The following is an 18,162-nucleotide window of genomic DNA, read 5'->3' as shown; positions in this document are numbered from 1 at the left end:
TGGGCTCGCGCACGCTCTCTCCTGCAAGAATCGGGTCTTCGCCGGGGGCGTCGTCGGCCCCGGAACGGCAGCAGCGGGGCGGCCGAGCCGCCCTCACCATCGATAACTCTACCCTAACGTTAGAGTAGGGGACGGCGGGGTCGCGCAGGATGCGGCCCGCCACGAGGAGAAGGGCCAGGGACACGGGCGTGGACGGCAAGCACATGCAGATCGGCGAGGTCGCCGCGCGGACGGAGCTGTCCCTGCGCACCATCCGGCACTACGAGGAGACCGGCCTGGTCATCCCCTCGGCACGCTCCCAGGGCGGATTCCGCCTCTACACGGAGTCCGACGTGCAGCGGCTCATGGTCATCCGCCGCATGAAGCCCCTGGGCTTCACCCTGGAGCAGATGCGCGACCTCCTCGACGCCACCGATCGCCTCGACCACGCCGAGACGGCCGGCGGCGCCGAGCGCGAGGCACTCCTGGAGCGGGTGCGGGCCTACGAACAGGACGCCAGCCGCAAGATCGAGGAACTGCGCGTCCAGCTGACCCGCGCCGAGGACTTCGCCGCCACCCTCCGCGCCCGCCTGGACGCCGCACGCTCCCAGCAGGGTGCCTCGGTGTGACCTTCGGCCGTCAGCCAGCACCGCGCGCCGCGCGTCGGCCTCTGGAAGCCGCCTGCCCGGCAGCTTCACGAGGCGGCGGCCCGGACGCGGAACGTCAGTCCGTCCGGGCCGGTCAGACGCTGCTCGCCGACGGGATCCCGCCCGGCCGGCGTCCCGTGTCCCAGACCGCGTGCGCGGGCAGCCACGGCGTCCGGGTCGTCAACGGCGACGACGAGTTCCCAGCGAGGTTCAGGCTCCTCGGCGCCGTGTGCCGGGACGAAGTCCGCGCAGCCGGGGACGGTGCCGAGCACGTCCTGGTAGAAGCGGCGGGCCTGCTCGGGGCGGGGGCAGGCGAGGACCATGCGCTGTGGTGCGCGTGCCGAGGGGGACCATCGGTGGGAAGAGTGCGTCTGCCACAGGGAAAAGGCCGCGCCTACGGGATCGATCAGTGTGGCGATGCGGCCCTGGTCCCCGGCGTCGAACGGCGCGAGCACGAGGTGGGCGCCCGCCGCGGTGGCGGCCTCGGTGCGGGCTTCGACGTCGTCGACGGCGAGGTAGTAGGCGATGTGCGCAGGAGTGTCCGGCGGGTAGAGCGGCGAGCTGAGGTCGCTCACGCCGCCGATCTGATGACCGTCGGCGAATATCTTGGTCGCGCGGCGCCAGTCGCTTCCGTCCACGGCGAACCGCCAGCCCAGCACAGCGGAGAAGAAGGCTGCGGTGCCCGGCACGTCGTGCGTCTTGACGTCCATCCAGCAGAACTCGTTCAGCGCACCGAGGTGAGGTGTCGTCAACTGCCTGCCCCCCCTTGTCGCGTCGCCGGTTGCAGTAGTAGCCGACCTTCTGTTTCCTCAGCAACCGGTTTTGGGCTGGTAGCCGCGGAGGAAGGCCCGCACCCCGGCGGCGATGAGCGCGGTGCGGGCCGGGGCGGACAGCGGCGCGGCGCCATGGTGGCTGCGCTCGGAGACCGCGCCGGAGGCCAGCAGCGGAAAGTGGTCGGCCGCCGGCGCGGCATCGTCCACTTCCAGAAGACCGAGGCCGGCCAGGCGGCGCAGCCGGTGGGCGGGTTCGCCCTGGGTGCGCTGGGGTCCGGACCGGTCCCACACCTGGAGCAGGCCGCGCGGCAGCTGCGCGGCCTCGGCCCGCATCCGGCGCACCACGCCGGAGACGACGGTTCGTGTCCGGCTCGAACCGGCCGTAGGGGTTCACCCGCGTCCGGAACAGGGGGCAGGGCCCTCCGGGCGGCGTCGGTGAGCATGCCGGCCCGGTTGACGAACAGGTGCCGCATCCGGCGCGGCGTCGCCTCGGACTCGCCGTGCCTCCGGGACGGCACGCCCGGCGGCGTGCGCGGAGCCGGGCGCCTCGGGGTGCCGGCCGGGCGGTCCGGGGATGTGTCGTCCCGCCCGGCAGGCGGGCGTCGGGCGGGACCCGCGGGCAGCACGGCGGCCGGGCGGGCCGGCCTCCGGTGCCGGCAGACGCCGCGTGACCCCCGCGGACTTCAGCCGTTTACCTCATCGGGTCGCCATTCCGGCCCGTCCGAACGTCCGCGTTCCTCTTGAGGAGGCACCTCCCGTCATGACCATCCGTCGTACCTGCCGGCGCGCTGCCGTCGTCGCCCTGCTTTCCGCTCCCCTGCTGACGGTGCAGACGCCCGCGCACGCGGTGGAGCTGCCTCCCTCGTGCCTGTCGGCCGTCGCCGAGGCCGAGGACAAGTTCCCCGTCCAGCAGTTCACGGTCCCCGACAAGGTCAAGAGCACCCTGCTGAACGAACTGGGCGCGCTGGGCGAGGCCGACCAGAAGGCCTTCACGGACCGCGCGTGCACGGCGTGGAACAACTGGGCCACCGCCAACGGGCCGGCCGTCGCGCGGGACCTGGACGCCAGCTACCAGAACGCCGGCGGCCCGGTGTGCAACAAGTTCACCACCGCGGCGATGGCAGCGTTCAAGAAGTACGCGCCCACCATTCCGGCGCAGACCAGGGACCTGGAGACCGTGGCCAAGAAGGTCTGGCGGAACGCCATGCAGGAGCTCTCCGCCCAGGCGACCAACGCCACCTGCCGGCAGTCCTACGACAGCGCGAAGACCGGCTGGTAGCAGGCCCCTTCCCCGGGGAGCGGGGCCGGCCGCTCCGCTCCCCGTCCGCCGAGCGGGGCCGGCCGGGCCACCGGACCGCATGACCCGGCCGGTGCGTCGTCGTCCGGCGGACACCCCCCTTCGTGTGAGGCCCCTGTGTCCGATGACTCCGCTCTCGCGCCGACCGGCGTCCTTGTGCCCCTGGAACCGGTCGTGGCACGGCTGCTCGACCGCCATCTCGATGCCGCCAGACCCTGGTTCCCGCACGCCTACACCCCCTGGAGCGAGGCCACCGACTACGACGGCCCGCTGGACGGCGAACCCTGGCGGGAGGGCCAGTCCGTCATGTCCGCGGCCGTGCGGGACTCCTTCACCGTCAGCCTGCTGACGGAGGACAACCTCCCCAGCTACCACTTCGTGATCGCGACGCTCTTCGGCCGGGACGGCGCCTGGGGCACCTGGGTGCACCGGTGGACGGCGGAGGAGGACCGGCACGCCCACGCGCTGCGCAGCTACCTGCACGCCCGTCGCGCCCTCGACCCGGTGCTCCTGGAGGAGCAGCGCATGGAGCACGTCTCACGCGGATACGCCGGCCGCCATCCCGACGTGCTGCACGGTCTGGCCTACGTCACCGTGCAGGAGATGGCCACTCGGGAGGCCCATCGCAACACCGGCAGGGCGTGCGGCGACCCACTCGGCGAGAAGCTGACCGCTCGCATCGCCGCGGACGAGAACCTGCACATGCTGTTCTACCGGGACCTCTACCGGGCCGCCCTGGACCTCGCTCCGGACGCCGCCGTCACCGCCCTGGCCGATGTGATCTGCGACTTCCGGATGCCCGGCGCCGCCCTGCCCGGCTTCCAGGAACGGTCGCTGCGCATCGCCGCAGCCGGCATCTACGACCTCGACGTCCACCGCGAGCGCGTGCTGCTGCCGCTGCTGCGCGCGCTGGGCGTGGAGGAGCGCACCGACTTCACCGCCGTCGGCGACCACGCGCGCGAGCGCATCGGTCTGCACCTCGAGCGGCTGGGGAGGGACGCGGCCCGCTTCCGCGCGCTCTTCGCGAGGATGAACCTGGACGGCACCACCACGGTGTGACCGCTCCCCGCACCACGGTCCGCTCCTCCACCGGCCCGGACCGCGTGCTCCCGGGCCCTGTCCGACGGCAGCGCCTACGGCTCGCGGGACGGGCCCAGCGCTTCCCGCAGGTCCCGGGTGAGACTGCGTGCGATGTCGGGCCACTGGCCGTCGACGTAGAAGTGCCGGCCGGGATAGACGCGCTCGCGGACGCGGCCGTGGCTCAGATCCGCCCACGCGCCGAGGGCCTCCACCAGGACGAGGGTGTCCTCGCGTCCGCCGAACACGCTGATCGGACAGTCCAGCGGCGCCTCGTCCTCGTGCCGGTACCGCAGATAGACACTCACCTCGCGCTTGAGCACCGCGTTCGCGCCGGACACGTGCAGCGCGCGCTGCGCGGTGAGTTCCCGGAACAGGGGCACCAGACGGTGCAGTGGCTGTGCCCCCAGCCCGGCGGTCATCAGGTGCCACCGGTGAGGCGGGTGTGTGGCGGAGACGGCGAGCAGCGCCGGCTGCGGACGGGCCCGGCGCCGCAGCTGCCGCGCCGCCTCGAAGGCGAGGAGTCCGCCGCTGCAGTGACCGAAGAAGGCGAACGGGCGGTCGGCCGCGTCCCGGTCGACCACCTCGGCCAGCAGCCGGGCCAGCTCCGGGACGTCACGCACGGCGGGTTCCCGCAGGCGCCGTCCGTGGCCGGGCAGTTCGACGGGGCACGGCTCCACCCAGCCGGGCAGTTCGCGCACCAGCGGCAGGAAGAAGTCGGCGGATCCGCCCAGGAAGGGCAGGCAGTACAGGCGTGCCGCGGCGCCCGGGCGTCGCACGGTACCCGAGGTCCACGGGCAGGGGGCCGTGGTTTCCGTGCCGTCGTACGCGATCACCTCGGAGGGTCCTTCCGGTCGTTCTGACGGGGTGGGGACCGCTGCGGGGACGGCGGTCCGGTGCGCCCGGCGCCCGGGTCCGCGGGGCGGACCCGGGCGCCGGGGGCTCCTCACGGCCGTGCGGTGGCTGCGGCGTCCTGCCGGGCGCCGGTCTGCTGGGCCGGCAGGGCCGCGGTGACGGCCCGGGACGCGTACTGGCCGAGGACCAGGTCGGCCAGCGCGGTCAGGGTGGGGTTGGCGACCGCCTCGATGGTGGGGATCTCACAGTCGAAGTGGCGCTGCACCAGGACCGCGAGTTCGGCCGCCATCAGCGAATCCATGCCCAGTTCGCCCAGCGGCCGCTCCGCCGGCACCCGTTCCGGCGTGGTCTGCAGGACGGTGGCGGCCAGCTCCGCCAGTGCCCTCAGCGCCAGGGGACGAGCCTCCTGCGGCGGCAGGGCGGTCAGTTGCCGGCGCAGGTCGCCGCCGCTGTGCCCGGCCACCTGCTCCGCGGGTGCGAGGACCGGGCTCAGACGGGGGGCGTCCGCCGCGGGGCAGAACGAGCGCAGCGCGTCCCACGTCATCCGGCCCACGGCGACGACCTCGGCCGGCTCCGCGAGGAGCCGGCTCAGGCGCGCGTGCGCCTCGCGGGGGGCCAGCAGCCCCATGCCCTTGCTCTCCAGCATTTCGTTCAGGTCCAGCCGCGCCACGTAGCCGACCTCGTCGATGCCGCCCCACTGCACGGCCAGCCCGGTCTCCCCCCGTCGGCGGCGCGCACGGACGAGGGCCTCCAGGGCGAGGTTGGCGCCGGCGTACGGGGCCTGATGGGGGTTGCCGATGAGCGCGGCGGCCGAGGAGTACAGGACGAACAGGTCCGTGTCCCTGCCGCGGGTCAGCTCGTCGAGGACCAGCGCCCCGCCGATCTTCGGGGTGAGGACCGCCGTAACGCGCGCGTCGTCCAAAGCGGCGAGGGGGGCGTCGTCCAGGTGCATCGCGGCGTGCACGACGCCGCGCACCGGGTGTCCGCGGTCGTCGGCGTCCTGGAAGACGGTGCGCATCGCCTCGATGTCGGCCGCGTCGGCGGTGTACGCCGTGGCCCGCACGCCCCGGGCGCGCAGGTCCTCCAGCATCTCCGCGGCGCCGGGGGTCCGTCCGCCCCGGCGCCCCACCAGGGCGAGGTGGCGGGCACCGCGCTCGGCGAGCCAGCGCGCGGTGCTCGCGCCGAAGCCGCTGAGCCCGCCGGTCACCAGATAGGTGCCCTCCGGGTCGAGCGGCCCGCGCACGGGACACGGAAGGAGGGGCGGCGGCTGGTCGAAGGTCAGGACGAGCTTGCCGACGTGGTGCGAGTGCTGGAGCAACCGGAACGCCTCCGCGGCCTCGGCGGCGGGCCGCGCCCAGTGCGGAACCGGCCGGAGATCGCCGGCGGTGACGCCTTCGGCCAGCAGGTCGACGTGGTGCCGGGCCTGTTCCGGGTTCTCCAGGACCATCTCGTTGAGGTCGACGGCGGAGAAGGTCAGGGCACGCCGGAACGGGCCCAGGAGCAGGCGTTCGTTGGCGTGCAGGTCCCGTTTGCCGAGTTCCACGAAGTGGCCGCCGGGCTTCAGGAGTTCCAGGCTGCGGGTGACAGCCTCCCCGCTGAGGGAGTTGAGGACCACGTCCACGCCGCGCCCGTCGGTGGCGTCGAGGACCTGCTCGGCGAAGTCGAGGGTGCGCGAGTCGGCGACGTGGTCGACGCCGAGCAGCCGCAGCAGGTTCCTCTTGTGCGCTGTGCCGGCGGTGGCGATGACGCGGGCGCCGACCCGCTGTGCGTACTGGACGGCGGCGAGGCCGACGCCGCCGGCGGCCGCGTGCACGAGGACGGTCTGTCCCCGGCTCAGCCGGGCGACGTGACCGAGGCTGTACTGGGCGGTGAGGTGGGCGAGCGGGACGGTGGCCGCCGCGGTGAGGTCCATGTCGTCCGGGACGCGGCCCACGGCCCGTGCGTCGACGGTCAGGTGCGAGCACAGCGCGCCGCGGGCGACGGCCCAGACCCGGTCACCGGGGGCCACGCGGGACACCTGCTCGCCGACGGCGGCGACGATTCCGGCGCACTCGTAGCCGACGGGGTGTTCCCGGGTGCCGTCGGGGCCGGGCTGCGGCGGCAGCACGGCCTGTGCCTGGAGGACGTCCCGGTAGTTCAGACCGGCGGCACGGACCTCGATGGACACCTCGCCGGGGCCGGGCGGCGCGGGCGGCGGTACGGGTCGCCACACCAGGTCGTAGGCGGGGCCGGGACGCCGGACGCGCAGGGCGTAGGCGCCCGGCCGCGGCCGGGCGGTCGCCTCGGGCACGGCCGGGCGGTCCGTCACACGGGTCACGAACCGGCCGTGGCGCGTGGTGACGATCTCGTCCTCGTCGCCCGGGTCCAGCAGCTCGTTCGTGATCCGCCGCACGGCGTCCGCTCCGCTGCCGTAGTCCGCCGCGAGTCGCCGCACGGTGATCCGGGCGTGTTCGTTGGCCAGGGAGCGCGCCGTGCCCCAGGCCGCGGCGGCGGGGACGGTCACGGGCTCGGGCGCGGGTGCGGCGCCGTCGGCCGGGGCCACCAGCCACAGCGAGGGCGAGAGGGCCTGGGGCAGACGGGACAACAGCGCTGACGCGTTCCGCAACGCCGCCGTGTACCGCGCGGAGCGGGCGACGGCCTCCCGCGCGGTGGGCGTCGAGGCATCCGGGTCGGTGTCGGTGACCAGGACGACGGTGACCGTCGACGCCTGCGGGTCGCCGCCGGGCAGCAGACCGGCCCAGGTCCCGGCAGCGGCGTCCGGTCCGATGCGGCGGACCGTGCCGCCGGCCGTGGTCAGCGCCTCGGCCAGTCCGGCCGCCAGGTCGCAGTCCGGCTCCGCGGCGACGATCCATGCGGACCCCTCGGGCGCCCGCGGCAGCGGAGGCGGCGCGACGGCGCCGGGGCGGTGGGCTCGCCGCGCGCTGAGCACGGAGGCCACCCGGGCCAGCCTGCCGCCGGCGTCGGCGTGCGTCACGTCGCCGAAACCGGTCTCCCGCAGCAGCTCACGCCAGCGTGCTTGCGGCAGCAGCGGGGTGCGGGGGCGTTCCGCGAGGTCGGTGCGGTTCCAGAAGCTCTTCAGCACCCCGAACACCAGGGCGCAGGCCGCGGTGTCGTGCATCTCCTGCACCAGCAGGTGGCCGCCGTCCGCGAGCAGGAAGGACAGCCCGCCCAGCGCGGCCCGGACGTCCTCGGTGGCGTGCAGGACGTTGGAGGCGAGGACGAGGTCGAACGACCCTTCCGCGCAGCCCTGCTCCCGCGGGTCGCGGTTGAGGTCCAGCGTCCGGTACTCGATGAAGTCGTGGGCGGCGAGCCGGGCCCGGGCCCGGGGGAAGAAGGACTCCGAGACGTCGGTGAAGACGTACTGGGTGCGTCCGCGCGGCAGGTGGGGCGTCACCACCCGGGTGGTGGCGCCGGTGCCGGCGCCGACCTCCAGCACACGCAGCGGGCGGTCGGCGGGCCATGCTTCGGCCAGGGCGCGCACGCAGGACCGGAGGGCGCGGTGGGCAGCCTCGGACTGGAGCGAGGAGGTGTACAGCTCCTCGGTCAGGTGCCGGCCGGACTCGGAGAACAGCAGTTCCAGTGGGTCGCAGCGCCCCGTCAGGATGTCCGGAAGCCGCTGACCGCACATGCCGTACGCGGCCAGCTCCGGGCCGCGCCGCAAGGGCCCGGCCGCCAGGGACCGCACCGTCTCCCCGGGGCGGCCCGGAGAGAGGATCCGGCAGGCGGACCCGGAGCGGAAGGCGTCCGCGCCCGCCACAAGACCGTGCTCCTCGGCCACCTCCAGCAGGACGCCGAGCAGCGGTTCGTACTCGGGCAGGACCCCGGCACCGCTCAGGCCGGCCCAGGTGAACCGCTCCCCGCCCGGCAGGATCTCCTCGACGGCGCGTACCGCGAAATGCGCCGTCATCTGCTTCAACGCGTCCACGACCGCCAGCCCCCGGCGCGTCTCGGACTCGGACAGGACCACGACCGGCGACGTCGCGGACGCCGCTCCGTCGGCACGCGGGCGGGGCAGCGGGTCTGCCGCGCCCGCGTGGCCCGGGCGCGGGGCGGCGCGCAGTTCGGTGACGTACTCGCCGACCGCCGGCCCGGCCCCGGTGTCGAAGCGGCGCAGCCGACAGCCGAGGAGTTCCACGCAGACCGTGCCGTCCTCGTCGAGAACGGTGACGTCCCAGACGACCTCGGCGGCGGTGGCGGACCGCTCGCGTACCCGCACGTGTCCGGTGACGGCCGGGGGCCGCCAGGCGCGGACCGTGTCGACGGCCGCGGGCAGGAACGTCAGACCCTCCGTGCCGGCCAGCAGCACGGCACCGGCCTGGAGGGCGCCGTCGAGGATCGCGGGGTGCGCCAGGTAGCCCTCGGTGTCGAGGTGGTCGGCGCGGTAGTGGGCCACCGCCTCGCGGCCGTCGGTGCGGACGCGGTCGAGCACGCGGAAGCGGGGTCCGTAGTCCAGGCCGCCGCGGCGGGCCCGGTCGTACACCTCGTCCGCCCCGGCGTCGTGCGGGAACTGCCGGTGCGGCGTGCCGTCGAGGGCCTCGGGGGCCCGGCCGAGCAGGCGTCGCACCCGGCCGCGGGCGTGGAGCCGCCAGGGCTGCCCGGGGCCGCCGGCCCGGCTCGCCACGCGCACCACCCCGTCCTCGTCGGACAGGGAGGTGTGCAGCCAGACGTTCATGTCCGGGTCCTTCCAGGGCAGGGTGAGCGGCCGGAAGGTCAGCGCGGTGACCTCGACGGGCCCGTCGAGGACCCGGCTCCCGGCCGCCAGGGCCGCCTCGACGTACCCGGCGGCCGGCATCAGCACCGCGCCGCCCACCTTGTGGTCGGCCAGCCACGGCAGCCGGACCGGGTCGAGGCGCTGGTGCCAGCCCGGTTCCAGGGCGGCGGCCCGTTCGCCGAGCAGGGGGTGGTCGAGGGTGCCGTCCCCGCAGGTGCGGGTCCAGGTCGCGGCCGGCGGCATCGGGTGGGGCTCGCGCCGCCAGGCGTGCGGGGGCAGGTCGACGACCTTTCCGGGCACGGGGAAGAACGCCGCCCAGTCGCCGGCCCCGGCGGCCAGAACGCCGCCGACGGTCTCGTCCAGTGCGTCCGCGCCCGGCCGGCCGCGGCGCAGGGTGGGCAGGACCGCGGCCGGCACCCGTGCCGTTTCGGCGGCCCGCCGCAGATAGGCCGCGAGCACCGGGTGCGGGCCGATCTCGACGAGTGCGCCGCAGCCCTCCTCCAGCGCCGCGGCGGCGGCTTCGGCGAACAGCACGGGGCGCCGCAGGTTGCGCCACCAGTACCCGGCGTCCAGGCCGGTGCCCTCCTGGCCGTGCCGGAGTCCGCCGGTGACGGTGGAGGCGAAGGGCAGCCGCAGCGCGCCCGGGCGCAGGCCGGCCAGTGCCGCCTTCATGGGCTCGGCGAGCGGGTCCATGAACCGGCTGTGGAAGGCGTGGTCCAGTTCCAGCGGGCGGAAGAAGACGTCACGGCCGGCCAGGCGGTGGCCCAGCTCCGTCAGCGCCTCCTCGTCGCCGCTGACGGTGACGTCGCGCACGCTGTTGACGGCGGCGATCTCCAGTTTCCCGCCGTACGGCAGGAGCAGGACGCGGGCCTCCCGCTCCGGCAGGCCCACCGCCGCCATCCGGCCGCTGCCGGCGGTGGTGCCCTGGAGCCGGCTGCGCTCGGCCACCACCCGGGCAGCGGCGGGCAGGTCCAGCGCACCGGCGACGCGGGCGGCGGCGATCTCCCCGACGCTGTGCCCGAGGACCACGTCCGGGCGCACCCCCTGTTCGGCCAGCGCGGCGACGAGGCCCAGCTGGAGCGCGAACAGGGCCGGTTGCGCGACCTCCGTGCGGTCCATGCGGGAGTGCGCGCCCGGTGCGGCCAGTTCCTGGGCCACCGACCAGCCGAGCAGCGGGGTCAGGGCGGCGTCGGCCTCCGTCACGGCGGCGCGGAACGCGGGCACCGCGGCCATGAGGTCGGCGCCCATGCCGTGCCACTGCGACCCGTTGCCGGAGAAGGCGAACACCACCCTGCCGCCCGCGGCCCGGTCGGTGACGGGCGGTGGCGGAACGGCCGGGGAGGCCGCCCGCTCCCGCAGCCGGTCGGCGGCCTGCTCCGGGGTGCGGGCCAGCACCACCGCGCGGTGCGGGTGGAGGCGCCGTCGGCGGCAGGCGGTCCAGGCGGTGTCGTAGAAGGCGTCCGCGCCGACGGTCTCCAGGTGGTCGGCCATCCGGTGCACGGCGGTCGTCAGGGCGTCCTCGGTGTGGGCCGAGACCAGCACGGGCAGCGCCGTGCCCTCCGGCCGGGCGACGGCCCCCTCCGCCAGGACGGGGTCGGGCGGCGCTTCGAGCAGGACGTGGGCGTTGGCCCCGCCGAACCCGGCGGAGGCGACCCCCACCAGGACGCGCCCCTCACGGGGCGGCACCGGCCTGGCGGTGACGGCCGGTTCCAGTCCGAGCCCGGTGAAGTCGATGTCGGTGGCGAGCGGTTCGGCGTGCAGGGTGGCGGGGATGTGCCGGTGCCGCAGCACCAGGCACGCCTTCAGCAGGCCGGGCATGCCCGAGGCCGCCTCCAGGTGCCCCAGGTTGCTCTTGACCGATCCGATGGGCAGCGGCCCCCGGGTACGGGCGGCGGCGAGCGCCCGTCCCACGGCCCGGCACTCGGCGCGGTCCCCGGCCTGCGTGCCGGTGCCGTGCGCCTCGAAGTACACCAGTTCGTCGGGAGAGACTCCGGCGTCCCGGTAGAGCGTGCGCAGCAGTTCCTCCTGCGCCTCGCTGCTGGGCAGGGCCATCCCCTGGGTGCGTCCGTCACTGCTGACGCCGCTGGCCCGGATCACCGCGCGCACCCGGTCGCCGTCGGCGAGGGCGTCGACGAGCGGTTTGAGGACGACCAGTCCGCCGCCCTCCGCCCGTACAAAGCCGTCGGCGGCGGCGGAGAAGGCCCGGCACCGGCCGGTCGGGGACAGCATCGAGGCCTTGGCGAACCCGATGTAGGGGTGAGGGTCGAGCAGCAGGCCGATGCCGCCCGCGAACGCCATGCGGCTGCGGCCGGCGCGCAGCGCCTCGCAGGCCTGGTGCACCGCCGTCAGGGCCGACGAGCAGGCGGTGTCGACGGTCATGCTCGGGCCGCGCAGGTCGAAGACGTGCGACAGCCTGTTGGCGACGATGGAGTTCGCCCCGCCGGTCATCGTGTAGGCGTCCGTCTCGTCCGGCAGGGCGCCCATCATCGCGAGGGCGGACGAGCCGGCGCAGCCGACGAAGACGGCGGTGTCCGACCCCGCGATCCGGTCGGCGTCCATCCCGGCGTCGTCCAGCGCCTCGACCGCCATCTCCAGCAGCAGCCGCTGCTGCGGGTCCATGCGGGCGGCCTCGCGCGGGGAGATGCCGAAGTAGGCGGCGTCGAACCGGTCGTAGTCCTGGAGGAATCCGCCGGCGACGGTGTAGGTCTTGCCGGGCCGGCGGGGGTTCCGGTCGAGGTACCGGGAGGCGTCGAAGCGGTCCGGGGGCACCTCGGTGACCAGGTCCCGGCCCTCGCTCAGGGCCGCCCACAACTCGTCCGGTGAAGTGATGCCGCCGGGCAGGCGGCAGGAGGCTCCGACGAGGGCGACGGGCATGTCGTGCCGTGGGGAAGGCGGCGTGCGCAACACGGTCTCCTTGCGGTCGTGGTGAGGGGAGGGGCGGCGGTCCCTGAGGAGGCGCCGGTCAGTGCAGAGCCGCCGCGACGTAGTCCCGGTCGACGACGGGCCGGCCGGGACAGGCGAGCCCGAGCCGGGCCAGGTTGGCGTCCTCGTAGGTGCGGGAGAACGACAGCCAGTAGGCGTACGCGGGAAGCGTGTGCCGCACGTCCTGCGGTTCCGGCAGGGAACGCCAGGTGGTGTCCACGGGGACGCCGAAGTGGCCGCCGAGAGCCGCGATCACCTCGGTCATGGGGAGGTTGCGGCGGTTGACGACGTGGTAGACGCGCGGCTGGTCGCCGGTGTGCCGGGCGGCAGCCTCCGCCATCGCGTACGCGGCGTGCTCGACCGGCAGGACATTGGTGCCGGCGCCCGCGGGCACCGGCAGGGGCACCGGCTCGGGTGTCCTGACGAGTCCGGGGTGCCGGCGGAGCACGGCACCGACCTGCCTCGCGAGCACCTGAAGGGGGTGGCGGGGGCGGTCGGGGTGCGCGGGGCGGTGGGTGGCCAGGCAGCTGGGACGGAAGACCAGGGCCCGGCCGCCGTGCTCGCGGACCCAGCGGTGGACGAGGCCCTCGGCCTCGAACTTCGACTGCTCGTAGGGAGTGTTGAAACCGAAGGGGGCGTCCAGCTCCTTCTCCTCGACGATCCCGTCGGGACGGGCCCCCGCCACGGCGACCGTGCTGACGTGGCACAGCAGGGGCTCCCGCTCCCCGGCCGTCAGCAGCCGCAGCACGTGCCGGGTCCCGTCGACGTTGGTCCGCCGCGCCTGCTGGAGGGACGCGCCGAAGGAGATGTCGCCCGCACAGTGCCACAGGGCGCCGACGCGGTCCGCCAGCCGCTGGAAGCGCTCCCGGCCCAGCCCCAGGAAGCCGTCCTCCAGCGTGATCTGCAGCGTCTGCAGGTGCGTGCGCGCAGCCCGCAGCTCCTCCGCGTCCGCGCCGCACGCTCGCAGGAACCGCTCCACGCGCACGGGCGCCGGCAGTGGGTGCGGGCGGGCGAGCAGCAGCAGCCGTTGCCGACGCGCCAGCAACTCCCGTACCAGGTGCAGACCGAGGAAGCCGGTGGCACCGGTGACCGCGGTCAGCACATACGCCCCCGGGCACCGGCGTCCGGCCGGCCGGTGACGGGGCCGGACGCGATCGTCCGCGCCCGGGCCGGACGCGGACGGGGTGCAGCGGGGGGCATCGCACGGATCACGCGTCGGACAGTAGCCGAATCACCGCGCACGGTGACGCGGTCAGGGGACGTTCACTCTTCGGGGCGACCCCGGGGCCACTGGCCGGCAGGCGCCGCCACCGGGGGCGCGTCCCCGGAGGGCCACCGGTTCACCGGGGACGGGCAGCCGCCGGCCGGGGTCCTGCGTCCCCTTGGGCGGCCGTCCAGCGGGACGCGCCGTCCACACGCCGCCCTTTCCCCTCACTCCTTCGGACCGTCGCCGTCGGCTGCCTCCGCGGACCGGGGCCCCTGCACCGCCCCGCGGCCGGCCGCCCTCGGGTGTGACCCGCGCCGTTCCGCGCTTCCCCCGGCCGGCGCGGCCCGAGGAGCACTCCGCGCCGCACGCGACCGCCGGCCGGCAGGTGCCCAGGACGCCGGGCCGCAGGACGGTGGTGCCCGGTCCGCCCGCTTCCGGGTCAGTCGTTCGGCCCGGGCTCCGTGACCGCGTGAGGGCGGGAAGGCCGTGGGGCGCCGTCCGTGTCCAGGGGGACCGCCGGCATCTGGCACGACCGGACCAGCGGCGCCGAGGCCGGACGGTCCCTGATCGCCGACGACCACTGAGAACATCGGGCTCATTCGTCTAGGGTGTGACGGGCCCCGTAGTCGCACCGTCACCACCCGTCGTGGTTCTCCTCCGACGTGACGTCGCCGCCGTGACGCCGCGCCGCCGGGGGACCCGGCGTGCCCTCAGTCCGCGCAGTGCCCTGTCGCACCGAGGAAGGCCACGGTCATGCCGCACCCGCACGTGTCTCCCGCCGCAGGTCCCGCCCGCCCCGTCCGGCCGGTGGTCAGCCGCCGCCGTCTCCTGGAGTCCGGCGCCGCCGTGCTCGGCGCCCTCGCCCTGTCCGCCCCGTACCGCGCCGCGCACGCGGCCGGCCCGCGCCCCTCGCCCGCCGACGGCCCCCCGGAGTGGAACGACTTCGGCGTCTTCCGGCTCGGCACCGAACCCCCGCACACCACCCTCATGCCGTACGCCGGCGTGCCGCAGGCGCTCGCCGCCGACCGCACCCGCTCGCCGTACCGCCTCGACCTCGACGGCGCCTGGAAGTTCGCCTACGCGGACCGGCCCGAGGACCGCGACCCCGACTTCCACCGCACCGACACCGACGACCGCGACTGGGACACCGTCCCCGTCCCGTCGGTGTGGCAGCTGCACGGATACGACTTCCCGATCTACCTGAACATCACCTACCCCTACTGGGGCCCCAACGGCCGCGGCGAGGAGCCCCAGCCGCCCGCCGCACCGACCCGCTACAACCCGGTGGGCCAGTACCGCCGCACCTTCACCGTCCCGCGCGAGTGGCGCGGCCGCCGCGTCTTCCTCCACTTCGAGGGCGTGAAGTCCGCGCACTACGTGTGGATCAACGGCGAACTCGTCGGCTACGACGAGGACTCCTACACGCCCTCCGAGTACGACGTCACCGACCGCCTCCGTCCCGGCACCAACCAGATCGCGGTCGAGGTGTACCGCTACGCCGACGGCGACTGGCTGGAGGACCAGGACATGATCCGGCTGAGCGGCATCTTCCGCTCGGTCCACCTGTACTCCACCCCGCCCGTGCACCTGCGCGACTTCAAGCTGGAGACGCCGCTGGACGACACCTACAGCGCCGCCCGACTGGACGTCACCGCGCACGTGCGGGCGTACGGCGACGACGCGGGCGGCGGCCGGTACACCGTCGAGACGCAGTTGTACGACGCGCGCGGACACGCCGTGTGGTCGCGGCCGCTGCGGCGGACCGCCGACCTCACCGGCGCCGGCGCCGGCCGGGACGTCACCGTGCGGGCGTCCCGGGCCGTGCCCGACCCGCGGCTGTGGTCGGCGGAGGACCCGTACCTCTACACGGCCGTCCTCCAGCTCCGCGACCCGTCCGGCACGGTCGTCGAGACCCTCTCCCACCGGGTGGGCATCCGCGAGTTCGCGCTCAAGGACGGGCTGATGCGGATCAACGGCCGCCCCGTGTCCTTCCGCGGCACCAACCGCCACGAGATGCACCCGGCCCGCGGCACCGCCCTCACCCGCGAGGACATGGTCCGGGACATCACGATCGTCAAGCGGCTCAACATGAACTCCGTCCGCACCTCGCACTACCCGGACCACCCGCTCTGGTACGAACTCGCCGACGAGTACGGCCTCTACCTCGTCGACGAGACCAACCTCGAGACCCACGGCATCCGCGACCGCTACCCGGGCGACCACCCCGACTGGACCGCCGCGTGCGTCGCCCGCGCGCAGAACATGGTCCACCGCGACAAGAACCACCCCTCGGTGGTCATCTGGTCGCTCGGCAACGAGGCCGGCGGCGGCGGCACCTTCACCGCCATGCACGACTGGATCCGCTCGTACGACCCCACCCGCGTCATCCAGTACGAGGGCGACGACCGGCCCGGCATCAGCGACATCCGCTCCCGGATGTACGAGAGCCCCGGCCGCGTCGAGCAGCGCGCCCGGGACACCGCCGACACCCGGCCGTACGTGATGATCGAGTACTCCCACGCGATGGGGAACTCCAACGGCAACTTCAAGAAGTACTGGGACGTCGTGCGCCGGCACGACGTCCTCCAGGGCGGCTGGATCTGGGACTTCGCCGACCAGTCCCTCCGCACCCCCGTCCCCGAGCGCGTCCTGCTCACCGAGTCGGGGCCTGCCGCGCTGCGCGGCGAGATCCTCGCCACGCGCGGCCGCCTCGACCGGGACCAGGGCCTGTCCGGCATCACCGTCTTCGAACGCCACGACAGCCTCGACCTCACCGGCTCCCTCACCCTGGAGGCGTGGTTCACCCCCGGCGTGCCCGGCTACCACCAGCCGATCGTCGCCAAGGGCGACACCCAGTACGCGCTCAAACAGACCGACCGCAGAGTGGAGTTCTTCATCCACTCCGACGGCCAGTGGATCGCCGTCAACTGGCCCGTGCCGGACGGCTGGAGCGGCAGAGAGCACCATGTCGCGGGCGTGTTCGACGCCGACGCCGGCACCCTCGCCCTGCACGTCGACGGCGCGGTCCGCGCCACCCGCGCCACCGACCGCCGGCCGACCGGCAACACCGCCCCGCTGTCCCTCGCCTCCGACGCGGACGACCAGACCCGGGAGTTCGACGGCACGATCCGCCGCGCCCGCGTCTACGCCCGCGCCCTCACCGCTGCCGAACTGGCCTCCGAGGACCGGGGCCCCGGCGACGACGGCGTGCGCTTCTGGTTCGACGCCGCCACCGTGAGGACCGAGCGGAAACGCCCGGAGGCCAGGACCTTCCTCGCGTACGGCGGTGACTGGGGCGACAACCCCAACGACGGTGCGTTCGTGGCGGACGGCATCGTCACCGCCGACCGCGGACTCGGGGGCAAGGCGGCCGAGATCAAACGCGTCCACCAGGCCATCGGCGCCGTCCGCACCCCCGGCGGCGGACCGGGCGCCGTCACCCTCACCAACGAGTACCTGTTCACCGGCGTCCGTGAATTCGAGGGCCGTTGGGAACTCGTCGCGGACGGTGAGGTGATCGGCGGCGGACGGCTCACCCGGGACCAGCTGGACGTGGAGCCGCTCTCCGAGAAGCGCGTCGAGCTGCCCGTGCGCCTGCCCCGGGACCCGGCCCCGGGCACGGAGTTCTTCCTCCAGCTGTCCTTCACCACCCGGCAGCGCACGCCCTGGGCCGAGGCCGGCTTCGAGGTGGCCCGGCACCAGCTCCCGCTCGGCACGGACACCCCCGCGGTCGCGCCCGTACCCCTGTCCCGCGTCCCCGTCCTGCGGCACGAGGCGAACGACCGTGAGGTCCGCGTCACGGGCGAGGGCTTCTCGGTCACCGTCGACCGCCGCACCGGCCTCCTCACCGACTACGAGGCGGACGGTACGCGTCTGCTCACCTCCGGACCGGCGCCCAACTTCTGGCGCGCCCCCACCGACAACGACCGGGGCAACGGCCAGCACCTGCGCAACCGGACCTGGCGCGACGCGGGCGCCCGCCGTACGGTCACCGACGTCACCGTACGGCCGCTCGGCGACCGCGCCGTCGAGATCCGCGTCACCGGCACCCTTCCCACCACGGTGGAGTCCGCGTACTCCACCACGTACACCGTCTTCGGCAACGGCGAGATCAAGGTGGACCACACCCTCCACCCGGGCGCCGCGAGCCTGCCGTACCTCCCCGAGGTGGGCACGCTGCTGTTCCTGCCCCGCCGCCTGGACCGGCTGCACTACTACGGGCGCGGCCCCGAGGAGAACCACTGGGACCGCAACACCGGGACCGACGTGGGCCGTTACTCCTCGACCGTGGCCGAGCAGTGGACGCCGTACATCCGCCCGCAGGAGAACGGCAACAAGACCGACGTCCGCTGGGCCGCCCTCACCGACCGCAGGGGGCGCGGGCTGCTGGTGACGGGCGAACCCCTCGTGGAGATCAACGCCTCGCACTTCACCCCGGAGGACCTGTCGGCGGGCGTCCGGCACGACTACCAGCTCACCCCCCGCGACGCGGTGGTCCTGCGGGTCAACCACCGGCAGATGGGCGTGGGCGGCGACGACAGCTGGGGCGCGCACACCCACGACGAGTTCAAGCTCTTCGCGGACCGCGACTACGCCTACACCTACCGGCTGCGCCCGCTCACCGGCCCGGACCGGGCACCCGCCCTCTCCCGCCGGCCCACGGCCACCGAGTAACAGGGCACACTCACGGGAGC

General features: G+C 74.7%; 9 protein-coding genes. 4 read left to right on the top strand and 5 right to left on the bottom strand.

Features of this window, described 5'->3' with window-relative positions; all coding sequences use genetic code 11:
• Positions 1-188: 188 nt before the first annotated feature.
• Entirely contained in the window at positions 189-608 is a 420-nt protein-coding gene (locus tag C1708_RS05450) for a MerR family transcriptional regulator (RefSeq protein WP_106411582.1), read from the top strand.
• A gap of 65 nt (positions 609-673) precedes the next feature.
• Here the strand turns inward: C1708_RS05450 and C1708_RS05445 are convergent, their stop codons facing one another.
• Both C1708_RS05445 and C1708_RS05440 read right to left on the bottom strand, forming a co-directional pair.
• Positions 674-1,378: a VOC family protein gene (locus C1708_RS05445; RefSeq protein ID WP_241911164.1), complete on the bottom strand. Its 705-nt coding sequence runs from the start codon at positions 1,376-1,378 to the stop codon at positions 674-676.
• A 57-nt stretch (positions 1,379-1,435) separates the two neighbouring features.
• Positions 1,436-1,744, bottom strand: coding sequence for a TetR/AcrR family transcriptional regulator C-terminal domain-containing protein (locus tag C1708_RS05440; RefSeq protein ID WP_106411581.1), 309 nt, complete (start codon positions 1,742-1,744; stop codon positions 1,436-1,438).
• Between the two features lie 415 nt (positions 1,745-2,159).
• On the opposite strand from C1708_RS05440, the gene C1708_RS05435 reads away from it, so the two are divergent.
• Both C1708_RS05435 and C1708_RS05430 read left to right on the top strand, forming a co-directional pair.
• Positions 2,160-2,678 carry a hypothetical protein gene (locus C1708_RS05435; protein ID WP_106411580.1) on the top strand — a complete coding sequence of 173 codons (519 nt, stop codon included), beginning with the start codon at positions 2,160-2,162 and terminating at the stop codon, positions 2,676-2,678.
• 135 nt (positions 2,679-2,813) lie between these two features.
• Complete coding sequence (locus C1708_RS05430; RefSeq protein ID WP_106411579.1) at positions 2,814-3,755, top strand: acyl-ACP desaturase; 942 nt, start codon at positions 2,814-2,816, stop codon at positions 3,753-3,755.
• 74 nt (positions 3,756-3,829) lie between these two features.
• On the opposite strand, the gene C1708_RS05425 is transcribed toward C1708_RS05430, so the two are convergent.
• From C1708_RS05425 to C1708_RS05415, 3 genes are all read right to left on the bottom strand, one after another.
• Entirely contained in the window at positions 3,830-4,609 is a 780-nt protein-coding gene (locus C1708_RS05425) for a thioesterase II family protein (RefSeq protein WP_157951243.1), read from the bottom strand.
• A gap of 110 nt (positions 4,610-4,719) precedes the next feature.
• Positions 4,720-12,243, bottom strand: coding sequence for a type I polyketide synthase (locus tag C1708_RS05420; protein WP_241911162.1), 7,524 nt, complete (start codon positions 12,241-12,243; stop codon positions 4,720-4,722).
• 58 nt (positions 12,244-12,301) lie between these two features.
• Positions 12,302-13,363, bottom strand: a complete 1,062-nt coding sequence (locus C1708_RS05415; RefSeq protein ID WP_106411576.1) for an SDR family oxidoreductase — start codon at positions 13,361-13,363, stop codon at positions 12,302-12,304.
• 858 nt (positions 13,364-14,221) lie between these two features.
• Here C1708_RS05415 and C1708_RS05410 point away from each other — a divergent pair.
• Positions 14,222-18,142 carry a glycoside hydrolase family 2 TIM barrel-domain containing protein gene (locus C1708_RS05410; RefSeq protein ID WP_106411575.1) on the top strand — a complete coding sequence of 1,307 codons (3,921 nt, stop codon included), beginning with the start codon at positions 14,222-14,224 and terminating at the stop codon, positions 18,140-18,142.
• Positions 18,143-18,162: the final 20 nt, after the last annotated feature.

This window comes from Streptomyces sp. DH-12 (genome assembly GCF_002899455.1).
Taxonomy (GTDB): domain Bacteria; phylum Actinomycetota; class Actinomycetes; order Streptomycetales; family Streptomycetaceae; genus Streptomyces.
This window is presented reverse-complemented; position numbering and strand designations above follow the sequence as displayed.